General features: G+C 63.0%; 16 protein-coding genes and 2 pseudogenes. 12 read left to right on the top strand and 6 right to left on the bottom strand.

The window, feature by feature from the left end; all coding sequences use genetic code 11:
* Window positions 1–171 precede the first annotated feature (171 nt).
* Both LJE91_05925 and gorA read right to left on the bottom strand, forming a co-directional pair.
* Window positions 172–720, bottom strand: a complete 549-nt coding sequence (locus LJE91_05925; protein MCG6868272.1) for a gamma carbonic anhydrase family protein — start codon at window positions 718–720, stop codon at window positions 172–174.
* The gene (gene gorA / locus LJE91_05920; GenBank protein MCG6868271.1) at window positions 717–2069 is read right to left on the bottom strand and encodes a glutathione-disulfide reductase; all 1353 of its coding nucleotides are present in this window, start codon (window positions 2067–2069) and stop codon (window positions 717–719) included. Before gorA ends, LJE91_05925 begins: the two co-directional genes overlap by 4 nt.
* 183 nt (window positions 2070–2252) lie before the next feature.
* Between gorA and ubiA the strand changes: the two genes are divergently transcribed.
* A complete protein-coding gene (ubiA, locus tag LJE91_05915) occupies window positions 2253–3170 on the top strand; it encodes a 4-hydroxybenzoate octaprenyltransferase (GenBank protein MCG6868270.1) in 918 nt (305 codons plus the stop codon).
* 4 nt (window positions 3171–3174) lie between these two features.
* Here ubiA and LJE91_05910 read toward each other — a convergent pair whose 3' ends face one another.
* Window positions 3175–3954, bottom strand: a complete 780-nt coding sequence (locus LJE91_05910; protein MCG6868269.1) for a ComF family protein — start codon at window positions 3952–3954, stop codon at window positions 3175–3177.
* 91 nt (window positions 3955–4045) lie between these two features.
* Here LJE91_05910 and bioB point away from each other — a divergent pair, with 91 nt between their 5' ends.
* The gene (gene bioB, locus LJE91_05905) at window positions 4046–5077 is read left to right on the top strand and encodes a biotin synthase BioB (GenBank protein MCG6868268.1); all 1032 of its coding nucleotides are present in this window, start codon (window positions 4046–4048) and stop codon (window positions 5075–5077) included.
* A 21-nt stretch (window positions 5078–5098) separates the two neighbouring features.
* Entirely contained in the window at window positions 5099–6271 is a 1173-nt protein-coding gene (bioF, locus tag LJE91_05900; GenBank protein MCG6868267.1) for an 8-amino-7-oxononanoate synthase, read from the top strand.
* A gap of 11 nt (window positions 6272–6282) precedes the next feature.
* On the opposite strand, the gene radC is transcribed toward bioF, so the two are convergent.
* A complete protein-coding gene (gene radC / locus LJE91_05895; GenBank protein MCG6868266.1) occupies window positions 6283–6954 on the bottom strand; it encodes a DNA repair protein RadC in 672 nt (223 codons plus the stop codon).
* A gap of 103 nt (window positions 6955–7057) precedes the next feature.
* On the opposite strand from radC, the gene coaBC reads away from it, so the two are divergent.
* The 3 genes from coaBC (at window position 7058) to argB (ending at window position 10028) form a co-directional block, all read left to right on the top strand.
* Entirely contained in the window at window positions 7058–8305 is a 1248-nt protein-coding gene (gene coaBC, locus LJE91_05890; GenBank protein ID MCG6868265.1) for a bifunctional phosphopantothenoylcysteine decarboxylase/phosphopantothenate--cysteine ligase CoaBC, read from the top strand.
* A complete protein-coding gene (gene dut, locus LJE91_05885; GenBank protein ID MCG6868264.1) occupies window positions 8241–8732 on the top strand; it encodes a dUTP diphosphatase in 492 nt (163 codons plus the stop codon). The genes coaBC and dut overlap by 65 nt, the downstream gene beginning before the upstream one ends.
* A 408-nt stretch (window positions 8733–9140) precedes the next feature.
* Window positions 9141–10028, top strand: a complete 888-nt coding sequence (argB, locus tag LJE91_05880; GenBank protein MCG6868263.1) for an acetylglutamate kinase — start codon at window positions 9141–9143, stop codon at window positions 10026–10028.
* Between the two features lie 31 nt (window positions 10029–10059).
* Here argB and LJE91_05875 read toward each other — a convergent pair whose 3' ends face one another.
* Complete coding sequence (locus LJE91_05875; GenBank protein MCG6868262.1) at window positions 10060–10683, bottom strand: DUF4124 domain-containing protein; 624 nt, start codon at window positions 10681–10683, stop codon at window positions 10060–10062.
* Window positions 10684–11057: 374 nt separating this feature from the next.
* On the opposite strand from LJE91_05875, the gene LJE91_05870 reads away from it, so the two are divergent.
* The gene (locus LJE91_05870; GenBank protein MCG6868261.1) at window positions 11058–14666 is read left to right on the top strand and encodes a PQQ-dependent sugar dehydrogenase; all 3609 of its coding nucleotides are present in this window, start codon (window positions 11058–11060) and stop codon (window positions 14664–14666) included.
* Window positions 14667–14868: 202 nt separating this feature from the next.
* Window positions 14869–15144, top strand: a pseudogene (locus LJE91_05865) (sulfite exporter TauE/SafE family protein).
* 15 nt (window positions 15145–15159) lie between these two features.
* On the opposite strand, the gene pyrE reads toward LJE91_05865, so the two are convergent.
* A complete protein-coding gene (gene pyrE, locus LJE91_05860) occupies window positions 15160–15798 on the bottom strand; it encodes an orotate phosphoribosyltransferase (protein MCG6868260.1) in 639 nt (212 codons plus the stop codon).
* Window positions 15799–15988: 190 nt separating this feature from the next.
* On the opposite strand from pyrE, the gene xth reads away from it, so the two are divergent.
* The 4 genes and pseudogenes from xth to LJE91_05840 all read left to right on the top strand — a co-directional run.
* Window positions 15989–16771 carry an exodeoxyribonuclease III gene (xth, locus tag LJE91_05855; protein MCG6868259.1) on the top strand — a complete coding sequence of 261 codons (783 nt, stop codon included), beginning with the start codon at window positions 15989–15991 and terminating at the stop codon, window positions 16769–16771.
* Window positions 16768–18147 (top strand): MFS transporter, encoded by a 1380-nt coding sequence (locus LJE91_05850; protein MCG6868258.1) that lies wholly within the window; start codon window positions 16768–16770, stop codon window positions 18145–18147. Before xth ends, LJE91_05850 begins: the two co-directional genes overlap by 4 nt.
* Window positions 18148–18429: 282 nt before the next feature.
* Window positions 18430–18582: pseudogene (locus LJE91_05845) on the top strand (helix-turn-helix domain-containing protein).
* A gap of 60 nt (window positions 18583–18642) precedes the next feature.
* A partial coding sequence (locus LJE91_05840) for a PLP-dependent cysteine synthase family protein (GenBank protein MCG6868257.1) occupies window positions 18643–19652 on the top strand: 1010 nt, incomplete at its 3' end.

Below are 19652 nucleotides of genomic sequence, written 5' to 3'. Positions count from 1 at the left end.
CGTCCTCTGTGTTGCGACAACCGTTCCATAGTTCGACTATGCGCCTGATGTCGCGCCTTGATGACGAACGATCCCGGCGCGGCGCTGTCCCTGCTTTGCTTGGGCACCGGTCTTGGGCTTCCTGCCCAAGCCGTTCACTGCTTCGCAGTTCACCCGGCGCGATCTGGTATGTCATTTTCCGGCAATCGCCTTAGCTTGCAGATGCCGGTCTTTCAGCTTGACGTAGTGTCGGGCCGAATAGGCTATGTGCTCCAGCTCATCGTCGGTCAGGGCACGGGCACGCCGCACCGGTTGACCCAACCAGAGGTAACAGCCTTCGAGTGTCTTGCCGGGGGGGACCAGCGCACCGGCGCCCAGCATGGCGCGCGCACCGATTCTCGCGCCATCGAGGACAACGCTCCCGATGCCGATGAAACAGCCATCCTCCACGGTGCAGGCGTGCAGTACCGCCTTGTGGCCGACGGTAATGTCGCTGCCGAGGATCAGGGGTGTCCCGCCGGGTTTGTAGATGCTGTCGTGGCTGACGTGCAGGACGCAACCGTCCTGGATGTTGGTCCGTGCGCCGATCTCGATGCGCTGTACGTCACCGCGGGCCACGGCCATGGGCCAGACCGACGCATCCTCGCCCACCGTTACCTCGCCCAGGACGAGGGCAAGCGGATCGATCCAGGCGGAGGGATGGATCCTGGGTGTCGATCCTTCGAAAGCGCGTATCGTCATCGCATCGTGACCAGTTCTTCGGCGCTGGTCGGATGGATTGCGACCGTATCGTCGAGGTCGCGTTTGGTCGCCCCCATCCGGATGGCCACGGCGAAGCCCTGCAACATCTCGTCGGCCCCCGGGCCCAGGATGTGACAGCCCACGATCTTTTCCCGGGGACCGACCGCCACGAGCTTCATCGCGGTCTCGACCTTGCGATCGGTCAGGGTGTGGTACATCGAGGTGAACCGCGTCTGATAGATCTTTACCGCCTCGCCGTGTTGTTCCCGCGCCTCCCCCTCGGTCAGCCCGACGGTCGCCACGGGCGGATGACTGAAGATCACCGTCGGGACCCGGGAGTAGTCGAGCACGCGGTCGGGCTGTTCGCCGAACAACCGATCGGCCAGGCGCCGCGCCGCCGCGATGGCCACGGGTGTCAGCTGCGTGCGCCCGGTGACGTCGCCGATGGCATGGACGCCGGTGACGTTGGTGTCCTGGCGATCGTCCACTCGCACATACCCATCACCGTCGATCGCCACCCCGCAGTTCTCCAGACCGAGATCCCGGGTATTGGGTACGCGCCCTATGGCCCAGATCAGCGTATCGATCCCGAAAGCTTTCCTCCTGCCCGCGTCGCAGGTCAGGGTCAGAGTCCCGTCGCGTTCCCGCTCCACGCGGTCCACCGCCTTCCTCGGCAGGACGTTGATGCCGTCCTCCAGCATTCTCTGCATCAAGCCCTCACGCAGCATGGCGTCGAAGGGCCGCAGAAAATGCTCATTGCGCAGGTAGAGGCTCACCTCGCTGCCGAGGGCGTTCAGCATTCCCGCGAATTCCACCGCGATATAACCCGCGCCGACCACCGCCGCGCGGCGGGGTAGGGCCTTCAGTTCGAAGAACCCATCGGAGGTGATGCCGAGTTGCGCGCCGGCGACGTCGGGTATCAACGGGGCGCCTCCGGTCGCGATGACGATGTGCTCGGCACGGTAACGACACCCCCCGACCTCGATCTCGTGTTCTCTGGTGAGAACGGCGCGTCCCTCGATCAGATCCACCTCGGCGTCGGCGAGATAGGTGTGGTACCAGTCGTTGATTCCCTGGACATAAGCGTCGCGGCGGCGCACGAGGGCGTTCCAGTCGAAGCCGCGCCTGACGATATCGAACCCGTAACCCGCGGCATCGTCCAATGCATGGGCAAGTCCTGCGCCGAACCACATGACCTTCTTCGGTACGCAGCCGACATTCACGCAGGTCCCACCCAGCCGACCCGATTCGACCAGGGCACACCGGGCGCCGTAGGCGGTCGCGCGCTCCACGGCGGAGAGACCGCCGCTGCCGGCGCCGATGGCGATCAGGTCATAGTGATCTGGCATGGATTCCCTTTGGTTGTGCGGGGCGACCCTGCGCGCTGCGACTCGCGGCGAGGGACGCGGGGTGTGATCATACCGCAAGGCGACCTCCGGTCGCCCCGCATCGTCAACCGGTCACGGACCCCGATGGGGTGAATCGAAGAACGATCGATCAGGGCGTGGTCGGTGTTCGGTATCATCTTGCTTATGCGTTCACTTCGTCAGTCCGGGTGGTGCCGGTCCGCGATCGATCGACTCGTCGAGTACACGCGACTGGTGCGTCTCGACCGGCCCATCGGTATCTATCTGCTGCTGTGGCCGACTCTCTGGGCACTGTGGATCGCCGCGGAGGGGTTTCCCGATGCTAGGGTCCTGATCGTTTTCGTGGCAGGCGTCATCCTGATGCGTTCGGCAGGTTGCGCCATCAACGACTATGCCGACCGCGAAATCGATCTGCACGTGGAGCGCACGCGCGGGCGCCCGATCGCGCGCGGGGCGGTGTCTCCCCGCGAGGCGCTGGCGGTGTTCCTGGCCCTGGCGTTCTGCGCCTTTCTGCTGGTACTGGCCCTGAACCGGCTCACGTTGCTGCTGTCCGTAGTCGGTGTGGTGCTCGCGGCGACCTATCCCTTCATGAAGCGATTTCATTACCTCCCGCAAGTCCATCTGGGTACCGCCTTCGGCTGGGCTGTACCCATGGCCTTCGCCGCCCAGACGGGTGCGTTCCCACCGCCGGTCGCCTGGCTGCTGTTCGCCGCCACCGTGCTCTGGGCCACGGCCTACGACACCATGTATGCCATGGCGGACCGGGACGACGACCTGAATATCGGCGTCAAGAGTACGGCCATCCTGTTTGGTGAGGCGGACCGGTTGATTGTCGGCCTGATCCAGGTGGTGCTGCTGGCGGTGCTCGCCGCGGTTGGCGTCATTGCGGAACTTGGGCCGGTCTACTATGCCTCGCTCGTGGCCGGTACCGGTCTATTCGTCAATCAGCAGAAATTGATCCGTGATCGTCTTCCGGACGACTGTTTTCGTGCATTTCTGAATAATAATTACTTTGGAATGGCGATTTTCGCGGGCATCGCCGCGCATTATGCGATAGTCGCCTGCGGGTCCGGTGTTTGGTGACGGTTCAGAGGGTCCGCGCGATAGTCCAGACCTCCACCCTGAGGCTTCCCGCGTGTCGCAGGCAGCGAACGATCTCCGAGGCCGTCGACCCGGTGGTCAGCACATCGTCGACGACCGCGATGTGGGTATCACGGATATCGCCCTGGACTGCAAACGCACCCCGTACGTTCCTGCGCCGGGCCTCGGCAGTGAGCCCCGCCTGGGGCGGATTGTCCCGAGTGCGAACGATCGCGTTGGACGATACCCGAATTGCCAGCCTGCGGCCGGCGTGGCGCGCCAGTTCTGTTGACTGGTTGTAACCCCGCTGGCGTTGCCGGGAGGGATGCAGGGGAACCGGGACGATCAGCGACGGGAGTTCGTGTCCGTAGTCCTGCACGGACTCGCCCAGCAGCGTCCCGAGAAGGCGGGCGGCGGCGAGGTCGCGATTGAATTTTGCGCGTTGCACGAGCCGGTCCAGCGGTGGCGCATAGCGGTAAGGTGCAATCACCAGGTCGGCTTCGGATGATCGCAAGCGGCATTGGGCGCAGGGACTCGATACCTCGTCCGGCAGGGGGAGTCCGCAGCGGTGACAGGGTCGCGATATCCGCGGCAGGTCGGTGAGGCAGCCGGCACACAGGTCCTGTCCACGGTGGCCGGGCGCGCCGCATAGGATGCAGGTCGGCGGGTAGAGCCAGCGCAGTACCGACGAGCTGACCGCTTTGATCATGGTTGCGGCCGCGGCGTCAGCCGCCATGCTACGCCGCTGGTGCGCACCCGGCAAACCCGCCACGCCGCATTGCCCCATTTGACACGGTTTCCGCTGCCGATAGACTGGTCCGGCCTGATCCGCGCAACCCGTACATCGAAGGCCTCCAACCGGAACTGGATACCGCACGATGAACATACTCAGCTCCGAGGTACGTCACGATTGGCGCCGAGAGGAGATCCTCGAGATCCTGGGACGTCCCTTTAACGATCTCGTATTTGAAGCGCAGGGCGTTCATCGCACGTTCCACACACCGAACACCGTGCAGGTGAGCACCCTGCTTTCGATCAAGACCGGCGCCTGCCCGGAGGACTGCGCCTACTGTCCGCAGAGCGCACATTTCGAGACCGGGCTCGACCGGGAGCGCCTGCTGCGGCTCGATGAGGTACGGCGCAGCGCACGGGCGGCCAGGGAGCGAGGGGCGACGCGTTTCTGCATGGGGGCTGCCTGGCGCAATCCTACAGACCGCAATCTCGACGCCGTGATCGATATGGTTGGTGCGGTTCGGGACGAGGGGCTGGAGACCTGCGTGACGCTCGGCATGCTCGACGACGGACAGGCCCGGCGACTCGCCGAGGCCGGACTCGACTATTACAACCACAATCTGGACACCTCGCCCGAGTTCTACGGGCAGATTATCTCGACCCGGACCTACCAGGACCGTCTGGACACCCTGGAGTCCGTGCGAGCGGCCGGGATAAACGTCTGCAGCGGCGGCATTCTCGGCATGGGCGAGGGGCGCGGGGATCGGGCGGGTCTCCTGCAGCAACTGGCGAACCTGGAGACGCATCCCGAGTCGGTTCCCGTCAACATGCTGGTGCGTGTCGAGGGTACACCGCTGTCCGACGCGCCCGAACTGGATCCCCTGGAGTTCGTCCGCACCGTCGCCGCAGCCCGGATCCTTATGCCCGGTTCGGTGATCCGGCTTTCTGCCGGTCGAGAGGACATGTCGGACGAGACCCAGGCCCTGTGTTTCCTCGCCGGGGCCAACTCCATCTTCTATGGAGAAAAGCTGCTGACCCAGCCGAACCCGGATGAAGGACGCGACAGGGATCTCTTTGCGCGTCTTGGAATCGTTGCCGCGCCGAGAGCCGCGGAGCCCGCCACGGATCAGGCGATACCCGGAGGGACGAGCCCGCTTGGGGCGGTGTCTCGTGCCTGAGGTCGGTCGGGGAATCGCCGATTGAAAGGGCTCAGGGAAAGGCTCGAAGAGCATCGAGGCGCGGGGCTCTATCGTAGCCGACGAATCGCACAGGGGGCTCAGAAGCCGGAGCGCGCGCTGGACGGCAGGCGTATCGTCAACTTCTGCAGCAACGATTATCTGGGCCTCGCCAACCACCCCGAGGTTGTCGCCGCCTTCCGGCGCGGGGCCGATCGCTATGGGGTCGGATCGGGCTCGGCGCATCTGGTCGCGGGCCACACCGGCGCCCATCACGCCCTGGAAGAAGCACTCGCGGATTTCACCAAACGGTCGCGCGCGCTGCTGTTCTCTACCGGTTACATGGCCAACCTCGGTGTGGCGCACGCCTTGTTGAGACGGGGAGATGCCGTCTTCGAGGACCGGTTGAACCACGCCTCGCTGCTCGATGCCGGCCTTGCCAGCGCCGCGCATTTCGTGCGTTACGGCCACGCAGACCTCTCCAGCCTGGAGTCCCGGTTCACCAGCGTCGAGTTCCGCCAGGCCCTCATCGTCACCGACGGTGTCTTCAGCATGGACGGCGATATCGCGCCGCTTCCGGCGCTTTCGCGGTTGGCCGAGCGGCACGACGCCTGGCTGATGGTCGATGACGCTCACGGACTGGGCGTCCTGGGTGAATTCGGTCGGGGTACGCTCGAGCATTTCGGCCTCGATCAGCGGCAGGTGCCGATCCTTATGGGGACACTTGGAAAGGCCTTTGGCACCTTCGGTGCCTTCGTCGCCGGAGAGCAGGATCTGATCGAGAGCCTGATCCAGTTCGCGCGCACGTACATCTATACAACGGCACCGCCCCCGGCGCTGGCAGAGGCGACGCGGGCCGCCTTGGCCGTGCTTCGCAGGGAGGGCTGGCGAAGGACGCAACTGCAGGCACTGGTCGATCGATTCCGCAAAGGGGTCACCAGCATCGGGCTGCCGGTCCTCGATTCCATTACCCCGATCCAGCCGATCCTGTTGGGGGATGCGGAGCGGGCGCGACAGGTCAGCGAGGCGTTGCTGGAAAAGGGATTCTATGTCGCGGCCATCCGTCCGCCGACGGTGCCGGAACGCAGTGCCAGGCTTCGTATCACCCTCTCTGCGGCTCACAAGGAATCCCAGGTGGACCGCCTGCTCGCGGCACTGGCCGAGACCATGTACGGACGGGCCGGGGGACGCCGCTGACGCCATCGGTCTCAGAGCAGGCCGCGTTCGGTGAAGGACAGGACCGTGTCCCCGACGACGAAGTGATCCAGCACCCGAATGTCCACCAGGGCGAGGGAGTCCTTGAGCCGTTTCGTGATCTGCTCGTCCGCCCGGCTGGGTTCGGCGACCCCGGACGGGTGGTTGTGGGCGAAGATCAGCGCGGCGGCGTTGTGGTGCAAGGCCCTGCGGACGACCTCACGCGGATGTACGCTGGCGCCGTCGATGGTTCCGCGAAACAGTTCCTCGAAGGCGATCACGCGATGGCGATTGTCGAGAAACAGGCAGGCGAAGACCTCGAAAGGGTGATCCCGCAGCCGTGCGGCCAGGAACTCCCGGGTGCTTTCCGGACCGCAGAGGGTCTCTCCGCGCTGCATCGCTTCGTACAGGTGCCGGCGTCCCATCTCCAGTACCGCCTGCAACTGGGCGAATTTCGCCTGGCCGAGGCCGTGTTCCTGGCAGAAGGTGTCGATGTCGGCCTGCAGCAGGGGGCGCAGTCCGCCGAATTTCGCAAGCAGTTCCCGCGCCAGGTCGACCGCGGACAAGCCTTGCACACCGGTACGGAGAAAGATCGCGAGCAGCTCCGCGTCCGAAAGGGCCTGGGACCCGCGGGTCAGCAGTTTTTCCCTGGGCCGCTCGCTAGCCGGCCAGTCCGTGATTGCCATACTGGATGACTCCCTGTCGATTGAGTGTGAACAACGGCATTATCCGTGCCGCCGCGTTTGGGTACCGTGCGGCGATTCGCGGTGGATTTGTTAATATTTCACCATGTCACTGCATGGGCGGCACATTGTACTTGGCGTGACGGGTGGCATCGCCGCCTACAAGAGCGCCGATCTCACCCGGCGGTTGCGCAGGGCCGGCGCCGACGTGCACGTGGTCATGACCTCTGCCGCGACCCGCTTCGTCGCCCCGTTGACGTTTCAGGCGGTGTCCGCCAATCCCGTCTGGACCGATCTGTTCGACCCCTCCGCGGAAGCGGCCATGGGGCATATCGCCATGGCAAGAACGGCGGACCTGGTCCTGATCGCGCCGGCGAGCGCCGATTTCATGGCAAGGCTTGCGCATGGTCTGGCGGACGACCTGCTTTCCACCATCTGCCTCGCGACCCGGGCCCCCGTCGTACTGGCGCCAGCCATGAACGGGGCGATGTGGGAAAACGCCGCGACACGCGCGAATGTCGATGCCCTGCAGTCCAGGGGAATCCACCTGCTGGGGCCCGGCGAGGGTGAGCAGGCCTGTGGCGAGACCGGAGAGGGTCGGATGCTGGAACCCGCCGATCTCGCCGAGGCCGCGGGAAAACTGTTCGAACATGGCTTTCTGACCGGGCTGCGTCTGCTTGTGACCGCGGGCCCCACTCGCGAGGCCATCGATCCGGTGCGCTACCTGTCGAACCGCAGCTCGGGGCGGATGGGATTCGCGGTGGCCGCCGCCGCCGTCGGCGAAGGGGCCGAGGTCACGCTGGTCTGCGGGCCGGTGGCACTCGCGACACCTGCCAAGGTCCAACGGTACGACATCGGCAGCGCAGAAGAGATGCGCGCCGTGGTCCTGCGACGGGTCGGCGGGGCGGACATCTTCATTTCTACCGCGGCAGTGGCGGACTATCGACCCGCTGTCGTCGAGCCCCGAAAGATGAAGAAACGGCAGGATCGCTTCACCCTGGAACTGACCCGGAATCCGGACATTATCTCGGAGGTGGCGAAGACCTCTCCGAGGCCCTTCGTGGTCGGTTTCGCAGCGGAGACCGAGGGTCTCGAGGCGCATGCGAAACAGAAACTCCGGGCCAAGAATCTTGATATGATCGCCGCCAATCCCGTGGCGGAGGCGGGGGTCGGATTCGACAGCACGGAGAACCGCCTCGAGGTCTACTGGCGCGACGGCCATCGCAGTCTTCCCCGAATGGGCAAGCTGCGACTCGCCCGTGAACTCCTACAACTGATTGCGACACGTTATGCAGCAGGCAAGTCAGGTGCCCATTCAAACGACAAGACAGACCGTGGAAGTCAGGATCCTTGACGATAGGATTGGACGCGACATTCCCTTGCCGGAATACGCAACACCCGGCTCGGCCGGGCTCGATCTGAGGGCCTGCCTGGACGTCACCCTGACGCTCAAACCAGGTCAGACCGAACTGATTCCCACCGGGCTTGCTATCCATATTGGCCACTCGGGGCTCGCGGCGACGATCCTGCCCAGATCCGGTCTGGGGCACAAGCACGGCATCGTGTTGGGTAATCTGGTCGGGCTGATCGACAGCGATTATCAAGGGCAGTTGATGGTGTCCTGCTGGAACCGGGGGGGGCAGGCATTCCGGGTGGAGCCCGGTGCGCGGATCGCGCAGCTGGTGTTCGTTCCTGTGGTTCAGGCCGATCTGGCGATCGTCCAGGAGTTTCGTCCCTCCGAACGCGGAGATGGTGGATTCGGTCACTCCGGACGTCACTGATCTTATTCCGGTTTTCTGTCCCGACGCTCATTGGTGAACCCCGACCCGGTAATTTTCCGTAGCTGCGATGTCGGTGGAGTTGTACCGCATGGCTGGTCGCCGCAGACGGCGCCTGCCGTAGCACCTGCCCTCGGAATGCTGTAGCTGGACGACCCCGGTGTCAGCGTAGACGGGGATGACCGTCCGACTGGACGTGGCCAGTCGAGAACCCGCGTCTGCGGGGCGTACCGCGGTCGACATTGGTGAGTCTACGTACCCGGCGCCCTTACTATGCGATCCGATGTCAGGGTGCCGGGTCGGGTATGGGGGTTACCGGAGGTTACAATCCCCAAAGAGGCCGTAGGGGTGGCCCGGACTCCGACTCCCTTTCTGAAATCCAACCCTTTTTGATTGGGAATTAGGTGAAGCATGGAAAATGCCACGGCCGCTGATTTCGCGAAAATCCTGATTGAGGCGCTGCCCTACATACAGCGATTTACCGGCAAGACCGTTGTCATCAAGTATGGCGGCAACGCGATGGTCGACGAGGTGCTGAAGAGCGGATTTGCTCGCGATATTGTGCTGCTGAAACACGTGGGCATCAATCCGGTGGTGGTCCATGGCGGGGGGCCGCAGATCGGAAACCTGCTCGAACAACTGGGCAAGGAATCCCGGTTCGTCGACGGCATGCGTGTGACCGACAGCGAAACCATGGACGTCGTCGAGATGGTGCTCGGTGGCTTGGTCAACAAGGAGATCGTCAATCTCGTCAATCGCCACGGGGGAAGGGCCGTCGGTCTGACCGGTAAGGACGGCGGGCTGATCCGGGCGCGCCGTCTGCGGATCGAGCGTAAGAGCCCCGAACTGGAGGCGCCGGAGATCATCGATCTCGGCCATGTCGGGGAGGTCAGCCGGATCGATCCCCGCGTGGTCGGGATGCTGGAGGAAGGGGGGTTCATCCCGATTATCGCGCCGATCGGCGTCGGCGATGACGGGGGTTCCTACAACATCAACGCGGATCTCGTCGCCGGCAAGCTGGCCGCGGTCCTCGGCGCCGAGAAACTGATCCTGCTCACGAATACCCCGGGCATCCTCGATCACGAGTCGAATCTGCTGACGGGGCTCGGACCCGGTGACGTCGACACCCTCATCGCCAACGGTACGATACATGGGGGGATGCTCCCCAAGGTCGACTGCGCGCTGGATGCCGTGCGTTCCGGCGTGCGAACCGCCCATATCATCGACGGACGGGTCGAACACGCCGTATTGCTGGAGCTGTTCTCGGATGCCGGGGTCGGAACCCTGATCCGCGGCTAGAATCGGTACCGGGGAGGGTCTTCTCCCGATCTCATGGTCTCTGCTCGAGTTCCTGGAACCGGGCGATGTCGGCATCGAACAGCTCCTTGGTCAGGACCCTCTCGGTGCGCTTCACCTTCAACTCGATCTGGGTGATGTTGATACTGTCGCGTGCCTCGGCGATCTGGTTTATCAGAGAGTCCGAGGTCTGCTTGCCCACGTTCTCGATCGATGCCTTTCGTTTCTGCAGCCGGTCCAGTTTGAGACGAAGCTCGAGGAGCTTCTTGTTCGCGACCTCGATCGACGAGTCGATGATCGCCACGCGCTCATTGCAAGCCCTCTCGATCTCCTTCACCGATGTGAAGGTGCTCAACAGCACCCGGTCACGCCGGGCCTGCGCTTCGAGTTTTCCCCTGAGTGCCGCCTGCTCAGCGGCCCGTTTCTTTTCCGCCTCGATTTCTTCCTGCGTCTTCGCGGCCTCGCGCGTCTGGAGATAGCGACCTTCCTCGTCGTAGATCCGCTGCTCCTGCTTGACCGCCGCCGGTGGGACGTGATCGCTATAGTACACCTCACCGTTCTCGTCGACCCAGCGATACAGACGGGCCTGCGATTCGGTCAGCGAGAGGGACAGGAGGGTAGCGATACACAGTGCTGGAAAGCGTCCGCGTGGAATCATTCGAGATCCAGTTCACCTTGGTTTGAAAGATCAAAGTATAGACCTTGAAAAGTATAGACCTTGAAATGTGAGGCGGGACGGACTTCGACAGCGCGAATGCAGGAGCATGTGCTTCACACGCAGAGCTAGATGGTGCTGCGTTCGGGTCCCTTGCTCGCACCTAATAGTTCAAGGGGTTTCGTATCAAATTTTCCAAGCGTGCGAATCGCGCCTCCGTTTGAGTAGTGTAAGAAAGTATGAATCGGTTCAAGGAACTTGGGCGCGGATAGCCCGTTTAATAGAAAGGCAGGGAACACCGGATCATTCGGTGCGCGCACGAGACACTGCGCGGAGCCAGAAAACTAAAGATTTTAATTACTTACAGGGAACGTTCCATGTCCTACTCGCCAGTCCCGAAAATACTCCACTATTTCTACGCGATCGCCGCACTCGTGCTGGTGGGTGCCGCGACGACCGCCTGGGCCCTGCCCCCGAATTTTGTCGAGGAGGACCTGTATCAGCAGCAACTCCGGACAATGGATCTGGAGTTTCTGCCGGATGGACGGCTTCTAATGCTCGCCAAGACTGGTGAGATCCTGATCATGGACCCCCAGAGTGCTCCGCCTCTGGACACCGGCGATTACATGACCATCACCAAGCTCAATGCGGTCAATGAGAAGGGACTGCTGAGTATCGCGTTGGATCCGGATTTCCAGAACAATGATTATTTCTATGTCTACTATAACCATACGCCGGACCCGTATAACCTGGACGCCGAGGGTGAGCCGGTAAACCGAGGCTACTCCCGGGTGTCGCGATTCACCCATCAGGAGAATTCTGGCGGGCTCACCAGCCGGGGGAACCTGGGATCCGAAACGGTTATCTGGGAGGACCCGGATCCGGCCGAGCGCTGTTGCCACTACGGTGGGTCGGTCGACTTCGGGCCGGATGGCAAGCTGTATCTGGTCATCGGTGACAAGTTCGATAATGCCGTGGGCCAGGACCTGACTCGCTCCGGTGGTAAGATCTATCGTCTGAACAAGGACGGCAGTGTTCCGGCCGGCAACCCTGATTTCTCCGCTATCGAGCCGAATGCCCTGCCCGGTATCTGGGCCTATGGCATTCGCAACCCGTTCCGCTCCATGTGGGACCTGCCGTCGGGACGTCTGTTCATCGGCGAGGTCGGAGGTAACGATCAGGCGACAGCGGCCGAGGATGTCCATCTCGGGCGCGCGGGGGCGAACTTTGGTTGGCCCAATTGCGAAGGATCGTCTTGTTCCCCTTCGAAACCATCCACGCCGGCTCCCTTCGACAGCTTCGAACTGCCGCTCTATACATTTCAGCACCAGGGTAATGGATCTGCGATCGTTGGGGGACCCGTGTACCGCGGCACGCAGTTTCCCACCGCGTATCAGGGCGCGTACTTCTTCGGCGACTACGCCAGACACACCATCCGTTATCTTACCTTCGACGCAGACGGCAAGGTTTCCGGCGATTTCAATTTTCACGATGCGGCCACGAAGGTCACGAGCCTCCATCAGGGGCCCGATGGCGCACTGTACTACACACGATTCGGTTCCGGGGCCAAGCTCAGACGCATCCGATACCTCGGCGGTGGGAACAATCCTCCGGTGATCACACGCGCGACGGCTTCCCCCGACAGCGGTCCGTCTCCGCTTCCGGTTACCTTCACGGGTGCTGCCACGGACTTCGAAAACGATTCCCTGTCCTATCACTGGCGCTTCGGCGACGGGACGGAGGCCGACGGCGCGGTCTCGACGCACACCTACGCCGATAACGGTACCTACAACGCGTTCCTGCAGGTCACCGACGGAACGACCACGGTGGCGTCGAACGCCCTACTGGTCAACGTGGGTTCCGGCCCCAGCGTAACGATCCAGACGCCGGCCGACGGGACCCTGTTCCGCGGTGGTGTCACGCTCGAGTTCAGTGCGACGGCAACCGATCCGGACGAGGTGCTCGGGGAGTCCAACTACAGTTGGGAAATCCTGTTCCACCATAACGACCACTTTCACACCGGGCCGGTCTTTCAAGGCGCTGCGGGCAGCATATACATCGAGACCACAGGACATGGCTGGAACGATAATACACGCTACGAGATCATCGCCACGGTGACGGACTCGGACGGCCTGACGGACACCCAGTCGGTGTTCGTGTACCCGGAAAAGGTAAACATCACCCTGGATACCGTTCCCAGCGGACAGACGCTCTATCTCGACGGGATCCCCCGTTCGACCCCGTTCGTCTACGATACGCTGATCGATTTTCAGCACACGATCGGCGCGCCCGAGGCGGTCTGCATCGGTGGGACGCAGTACCTTCTCGATTCCTGGTCCGACGGCGGACAGCCTGAGCACGAAATTATCGTCCCCCCCGAAACGGATGCGGTCTGGACCGCCAACTACGCGGCCGGCGGCGCCTGTAGCGGCGGGTCCGGCGTCTCGGTCAACTCGGGACTGGTGCTTTACCTCGAGTCCGACACGGGTGTCACGGCCAGTGGGAATACCGTCACGGGTTGGCAGGACCAGTCAGGCAAAGGAAACCATCTGATCGCCGAGGGGGCGCCAGCGATAGTTGCAGGTGAACTCAACGGTCTGGATGTGATCGACCTCGATGGCAACGACGACGCGCTGGTGCGCAATGTCGGTCTGAATGCATTGCCTGCCGGCAATAGCGATCGCACCGTCTTCTTCGTCGCCAGTTATCGCGAGAAGGGTTGGGGCGGATTCTCCTACGGGACCGGCAGCGGCAATGACATGTTCGGAGTCGCTGTCAATCGCTCCAGCAACCTGGCGATCGAAGGGTGGGGAGACGTCAATAACTTCGATAGCGAGGTCTCCGGTGTTGGTGAGGGCTGGCTGATTCAGTCCGCGGTACTCAATGCCGATACCCTGAGTCACTATCGGGACGGTTCGCTGATCGACAGCTTCTTGCACGGCTACACCACAGAACCGGACAAGATCGTGGTCGGTGCCGAGATCGATGGGACACCGCACGTCAGCATGCAGGTGGCGGCCGTGCTCGTGTACGATCGTGCCCTGTCCGAGGGCGAGCGACAGCAGGTCGAGGCCTACCTGCAGAACAAGTACGGCGATGGTGCAGCGCCACCGGATCCGGCGATCTCGATATCCACCCCGCGCGAAGGTGCCGTGCTGGGGGGACCCAATGTCACGGTGAGCTATACGACGACCGGGTTCGATCTGATCAATGTGGATCACGTCCAGCTGTCACTCGACAGGGTGGCGGGTGCATGGCAGCATAGCGCCAGCGGGGCTTACACCTTCAAGGGGGTCTCCCCGGGAGTGCACACGATCACGGCGCAACTCTACCTCGATCACGATAGCCCCTTGTCTAATCCAGAGGCGCTGGACTCGGTCACGGTGTCGGTCGAGGAGATCACGGCGCCGACCATCGATATCACGGGTCCGGAGGACGGCGAAACCGTGTCGGGACCGAGCGTGTCGCTCAACTACAGCGTGGCCGGCCCGTTCGACCACATCCATTTTTCGATGGACGGGGCCCCGGCGATCATGGAGTTCAACCCGACCGGCGTGTTCACCTTTGAAGGGGTGTCAGAGGGCAACCATGTCATCACCGCGGAACTGGTCAACGCCAATCATGTGGAACTCGACAATCCCGAGGCCGCCGATTCGGTTACGATCACGGTCGTGAACTCGACAAGCGGTGGCGGCACCTCGGGAGGCGGGTCCACCGGAAGCGGGTCCACCGGAAGCGGGTCCACCGGAAGCGGGTCCACCGGAAGCGGGTCCACCGGAAGCGGGTCCACCGGAAGCGGGTCCACCGGCGGTGGCTCTGCCAGCGGTGCCGGGATAAGCAGTGGTGGTTCGACCTCCGGCGCTACGAGCGGCGCCTCTGCCACCGGCGGGTCCGAAGGCAGCGGTGGCGGGGCCCTGGATCCGTTCCTCCTTGCCCTGTTGTTGATACCGGGAATAGCAAGGCTGCGATGCGAGCGGCGTAGCTGATCCCGAACCCGCAGAACGGGCGCCTGATTCCAGGCGCCCGTTGTTTTCAGGGGGGGGTGTCCTCGGGCCCCGGGGCGGGCAGCCAGTCACAAGCTGGATCCCGACAGCACGTTCCACGGATAATGGCGCCATCCTGTCCACCCCCGCCGATCGGCCGAATCCGGACCTTCCTGTTTGACCGACATCGATCAGATCGTCCTGCTTGCCGGGGGTGGTCGCGGGGGCACGCGTCATCCTGAGCGTACCCGACCGCTGGGCTGAGATCGCGTTGGGGATGCTGACGATCGGGCTCGGCGTGTACAGCATGCTCAGAAAGGAACTCGGCCAGGAATTCAGGCTTCGTCACGAGGATCCGCGAGGGTTGCTGATCGGCGGCTACCTGGGGGCGCACCTGTCGATCAGCAAGGGCAATCGCTGGATCAAGCGCGGTTTCGAGGCGGTGACCCTGCTGGTCGGCCTCAAACTGATAGCGGGTTGAGTCGCGGAACCGAAGTCAGATCCCGTAGCGCTGGCGGTAGGCGTTGATCGCGTCGAGGTTCGCCGAGTATCCGGGTTCGTTCTGCACCAGGGTCACCAGGTCGGCGAGGGTCGCGATCGGGATCGCGTGAATACCGAGTTCATGCTCGACCTCCTGAATTGCCGAACGCGTCTCGCGGCCCCGTTCCTGGCGATCGAGTGCGATTGCGACACCCGCGGGCTCGCTGCCATGCGCGTGGAGAATCTCGACGGCTTCCCGTATGGCCGTGCCGGCGGTAATCACGTCGTCGACGATGAGCACCCTGCCGCGCAATCGCGCTCCCACGATATCGCCCCCCTCGCCGTGTGTCTTCGCTTCCTTGCGGTTGAATGCCCACGGAACGTCTAGCTCATGCTCACCGGCTAGTGCGATCGCAACGCTTGCGACCAGCGGGATGCCCTTGTAGGCGGGCCCGAACAGCATGTCGAACGGGAGTCCGGCGTCGGTGATCGCCCGCGCATAGTAGCGGCCGAGTGCCGCGAGCGTCTTCCCCGTGTCGAACAATCCGGCGTTGAAGAAGTACGGACTCTGCCGACCGGACTTGAGCGTGAAATCGCCAAACCGCAGCACGCCCGCGCGGATCGCGAATTCGAGAAACTCGATGCGGTAGTTCATCGGCCGGGTTTGTTCTCGTTTGGGGGCTAGCGGGTATGCCCCCGATTCAGGAATGCCGGTATTGTAATCGATTCGTTGGTTCGTCCCGGGATGTCGTTCGGGGCTTGTGACGGTCGGCAGGTATCCTGCGTGCGAGGCGGACGCTCGGGGTGAGATACAATACGCCGCATTTCCCCGGGAGCCTTGCTACATGGTCCGTATCATGACCTTCAACGCGAACGGTATCCGGTCCGCGGCCCGCAAGGGGTTCTTCGAGTGGCTGCCCGGACAGGACGCCGACCTCGTCTGCATTCAGGAGACCAAGGCTCAGGAACATCAGCTCACCGATCCCCTTTTCTGCCCCGATGGATACCATTGCCGGTATTTCGATGCCGTGAGGAGAGGGTACAGTGGCGTTGCGATGTATGCGCGACACGAACCGGACGACGTGGTGACGACCCTCGGTTGGGGCGAGTTCGATGTCGAGGGGCGATATCTGGAGATGCGCTTCGGCAAGCTCAGTGTCGCCTCCGTCTACTTTCCGTCGGGCAGTTCCAGCGAGGATCGCCAGCAGGCCAAGTTTCGCTATCTGGACCTGATGCGACCCTATCTGAAATCGTTGCGGCGCAAGCGGCGCGAGTATGTGCTGTGCGGTGACTGGAATATCGCCCACCGGCAGATCGACCTGAAGAACTGGCGGGGTAACCAGAAGAACTCCGGATTTCTGCCGGAGGAAAGGGCGTGGATGGACACCCTGTTCGGGGAGATGAAGTTCGTGGATGCCTTCCGGCAGGTCAACCCGAATCCCGAGCAGTACACCTGGTGGTCGAACCGCGGCAGGGCCTGGGAGAAAAACGTCGGGTGGCGCATCGACTATCAGGTGCTCACCCCCGGGCTGACGGACAAGGTGTTGGCTGCGTCGATCTACAAGGACCGGCGCTTCTCTGACCATGCCCCCTTGACCCTGGACTACGATATCGAACTGCCCGAATGACCGGGTCTCCGGGACGCGCCGGATGGCGCGAGGCGCTGGCGGTCTACACCAAGCCGAGGGTCGTCACCATGGCCCTGCTCGGATTCAGCGCCGGCCTGCCGTTCCTCCTGGTCTTCTCCACACTCTCCGGCTGGTTGCGCGACGTCGGTATCGAGCGGACCGTGATCGGGTTCTTCAGCTGGGTCGGCATCACCTATTCCATCAAGGTGTTCTGGGCGCCGGTGGTTGACCGCGTGCCGCTCTGGCCGTTCACCCGTGCGCTAGGCAAGCGGCGCGGCTGGATGCTGGCCGCGCAGATCGGCATCGCCGCCGGACTCTTCGGCATGTCACTGGTCGATCCGGTGACGCATATCGCGCACGTGGCGTGGCTGGCGCTACTGGTCGCCTTCTGCTCCGCGACGCAGGACATCACGATCGACGCCTATCGTATCGAGGCACTCGAGCCGAAATACCAGGGTGTCATGGCGGCCTCCTATGTGCTGGGCTACCGTATCGCCCTGCTGGCGGCGGGAGCCGGGGCATTGTATCTCGCCGAGGATGTGTCGTGGTCGGCTTCCTACCAGGTCATGGCGGCATTGATGGGGATCGGAATGCTGACCACGCTTCTGGTCAGCGAGCCCTTGCACGCAGTGAACAATGGCACCAAACGGATGGAGGCGCGTGTCGAGGCGGTGCTCGGTGTTCCCGGCAGGAGCGGGTGGCCGTGGCGGCTGATCGTCTGGTTCTCCGAGGCGGTCGTGAGTCCGTTCGTGGAATTCTTTGCGCGCAGCGGCAGGCTGGCGCTGGTGATTCTCGCGCTGATCGGGATGTACAAGCTGAGCGATATCACCATGGGTGTGATGGCGAACCCCTTCTATCTCGATCTGGGATTCAGCAAGAAACAGATCGCGGATGTGACCAAGGTCTTCGGTTTTTTCATGACCATCGCCGGTGCCGGTCTCGGGGGAGCGATGGTGCTTCGATTCGGCATCATGCGTCCCTTGCTGCTGGGCGCGATACTGGTCGCCTCGACGAACCTGCTGTTCGCGGTACTGGCGAGCGTGGCGCCGAATATCGTGCTGCTTGCGGTGGTGGTCAGTGCGGACAATCTCAGCGGCGGGATCGCCACCGCCGTATTCATTGCCTATCTCTCCAGCCTTACGAATACGCATTACACGGCCACGCAGTATGCCCTGTTCAGCTCGTTGATGACCCTGCCTGCCAAGTTCCTCGGTGGCTTCTCCGGGTTGATCGTCGATGCCGAAGGCTATGCGGCCTTCTTTGTCTACGCATCGCTTATCGGAGCGCCGGCGATCGTGCTGGTTTTCTACCTGATGCGCAGGGGCGGGGAGATGTCCGGGATGACCTCGGCCGCGAATCGCGCCCCATCCGATTGACCAACTGTTGATCTTCGGATCCAAGCCCGGATACCCTTGGCTGCACCCCACCAACACCGCACAAAGGATCGCTTATAAATGGTTCAGTGCCTCTCTGACCGGACAGATGCGTCAATCCCCCTTTCGTTTGATCCTCTGGAAATGGTCCCGGTGGTTCGGTACGAAGGCGCTGAATCGAATGACCAGCGGTAACCGGTTCGACTCTACGAAGACCGTTCAGTGGTGGACGATATCGTTGCCGCGTTCGCTCGCGTTGATGGGGACACGGACATCACACCCGCCGAAACGCCGATGTCGGTCAAACGTCTGGAGTGGGAACCCCTGCAAAGGGTGCTGCGTGAGCACGGCGGCAACATCTCCGCCACGGCGAGGGCGCTGAACATGCACCGACGTACCTTGCAGCGCAAGTTGCAGAAATTTCCGGTAAAACGTTGATCCGTCCGCGAAGTGCGATTGTGGGGTGCTGATCTCAGGGACCATTCAAAGGGGAACGGAATGAAGAACAAGTTCGATGACATTCTGGGTACCGTCGGGCGCACGCCCGTGGTCAGGATCAACAGGCTGGCACCCGAGGGTGTCAATCTCTTTGCCAAGCTCGAGGCGTTCAACCCGATGGGTTCGGTCAAGGACCGGTTGGCACTGGGGGTCATCGAGGACGCCGAGCGCAGGGGACACCTGAGACCCGGACAGACCGTGATCGAGGCCACCAGCGGCAATACGGGCATCGGGTTGGCGATGGTGTGCGCCCGCAAGGGGTATCCGCTGGTCGTCACCATGGCGGAGAACTTCAGCGTCGAACGCCGCAAGCTGATGCGCTTCCTGGGCGCTAAGGTCGTGTTGACACCAGCCTCGGAAATGGGGAGCGGCATGCTGGCCAAGGCCGTCGAACTGTCGCAGAGGCACGGCTGGTTTCTGTGCCGGCAGTTCGAGAACGAGGCGAATGCCGAGATCCACTCGAGGACCACCGCCCGCGAGATTCTGGAAGATTTCGACGGAGAGCGTCTCGATTGCTGGGTGACCGGTTATGGAACCGGGGGGACGCTGAAGGGCGTGGCGCGCGTCCTGAGGCAGGAGCGCAGGGACACGCGCATCGTGGTCTGCGAACCGGACAACTCCCCCCTGCTGGGTAGCGGCATTCCACAGCGACGTACCGCCGAAGGCGCACCGGCAGAGAGTCATCCCGGTTTCCGGCCCCACCTCATGCAGGGCTGGACGCCGGATTTCATCTCGGCCCTGACCGAAGACGCGGTCAGCGGAGACCTGTTCGATGAGATCGTTCCGGTCAAGGGGGACGATGCGCTGGAACTGTCCCGCCGGCTGGCACGTGAGGAGGGGATATTCTGTGGGATCTCGGCCGGCGCAACGCTTGCCGGGGCATTGAGGGTCTGCGAGACGCTGCCCGCGGGCGGCACCGTTCTGTGCATGTTACCCGACACAGGCGAGCGGTATCTCAGCACCCCGTTGTTTGAAGACATCCCGGTGGACATGACCGAGGAGGAGATTGA

The organism is Gammaproteobacteria bacterium (assembly GCA_022340215.1).
Lineage (GTDB): Bacteria > Pseudomonadota > Gammaproteobacteria > JAJDOJ01 > JAJDOJ01 > JAJDOJ01.
Note: the sequence above shows the minus strand (reverse complement) of the source record. Positions and strands in the feature narration are given on the sequence as shown.

Excerpts from the sequence above, each read along its gene's own strand:
- LJE91_05925 (MCG6868272.1), bottom strand. The coding sequence starts at position 720 with ATGACGATACGCGCTTTCGAAGGATCGACACCCAGGATCCATCCCTCC.
- gorA (MCG6868271.1), bottom strand. The coding sequence starts at position 2,069 with ATGCCAGATCACTATGACCTGATCGCCATCGGCGCCGGCAGCGGCGGT.
- ubiA (MCG6868270.1), top strand. The coding sequence starts at position 2,253 with ATGCGTTCACTTCGTCAGTCCGGGTGGTGCCGGTCCGCGATCGATCGA.
- LJE91_05910 (MCG6868269.1), bottom strand. The coding sequence starts at position 3,954 with ATGGGGCAATGCGGCGTGGCGGGTTTGCCGGGTGCGCACCAGCGGCGT.
- bioB (MCG6868268.1), top strand. The coding sequence starts at position 4,046 with ATGAACATACTCAGCTCCGAGGTACGTCACGATTGGCGCCGAGAGGAG.
- radC (MCG6868266.1), bottom strand. The coding sequence starts at position 6,954 with ATGGCAATCACGGACTGGCCGGCTAGCGAGCGGCCCAGGGAAAAACTG.
- coaBC (MCG6868265.1), top strand. The coding sequence starts at position 7,058 with ATGTCACTGCATGGGCGGCACATTGTACTTGGCGTGACGGGTGGCATC.
- dut (MCG6868264.1), top strand. The coding sequence starts at position 8,241 with ATGCAGCAGGCAAGTCAGGTGCCCATTCAAACGACAAGACAGACCGTG.
- argB (MCG6868263.1), top strand. The coding sequence starts at position 9,141 with ATGGAAAATGCCACGGCCGCTGATTTCGCGAAAATCCTGATTGAGGCG.
- LJE91_05875 (MCG6868262.1), bottom strand. The coding sequence starts at position 10,683 with ATGATTCCACGCGGACGCTTTCCAGCACTGTGTATCGCTACCCTCCTG.
- LJE91_05870 (MCG6868261.1), top strand. The coding sequence starts at position 11,058 with ATGTCCTACTCGCCAGTCCCGAAAATACTCCACTATTTCTACGCGATC.
- pyrE (MCG6868260.1), bottom strand. The coding sequence starts at position 15,798 with ATGAACTACCGCATCGAGTTTCTCGAATTCGCGATCCGCGCGGGCGTG.
- xth (MCG6868259.1), top strand. The coding sequence starts at position 15,989 with ATGGTCCGTATCATGACCTTCAACGCGAACGGTATCCGGTCCGCGGCC.
- LJE91_05850 (MCG6868258.1), top strand. The coding sequence starts at position 16,768 with ATGACCGGGTCTCCGGGACGCGCCGGATGGCGCGAGGCGCTGGCGGTC.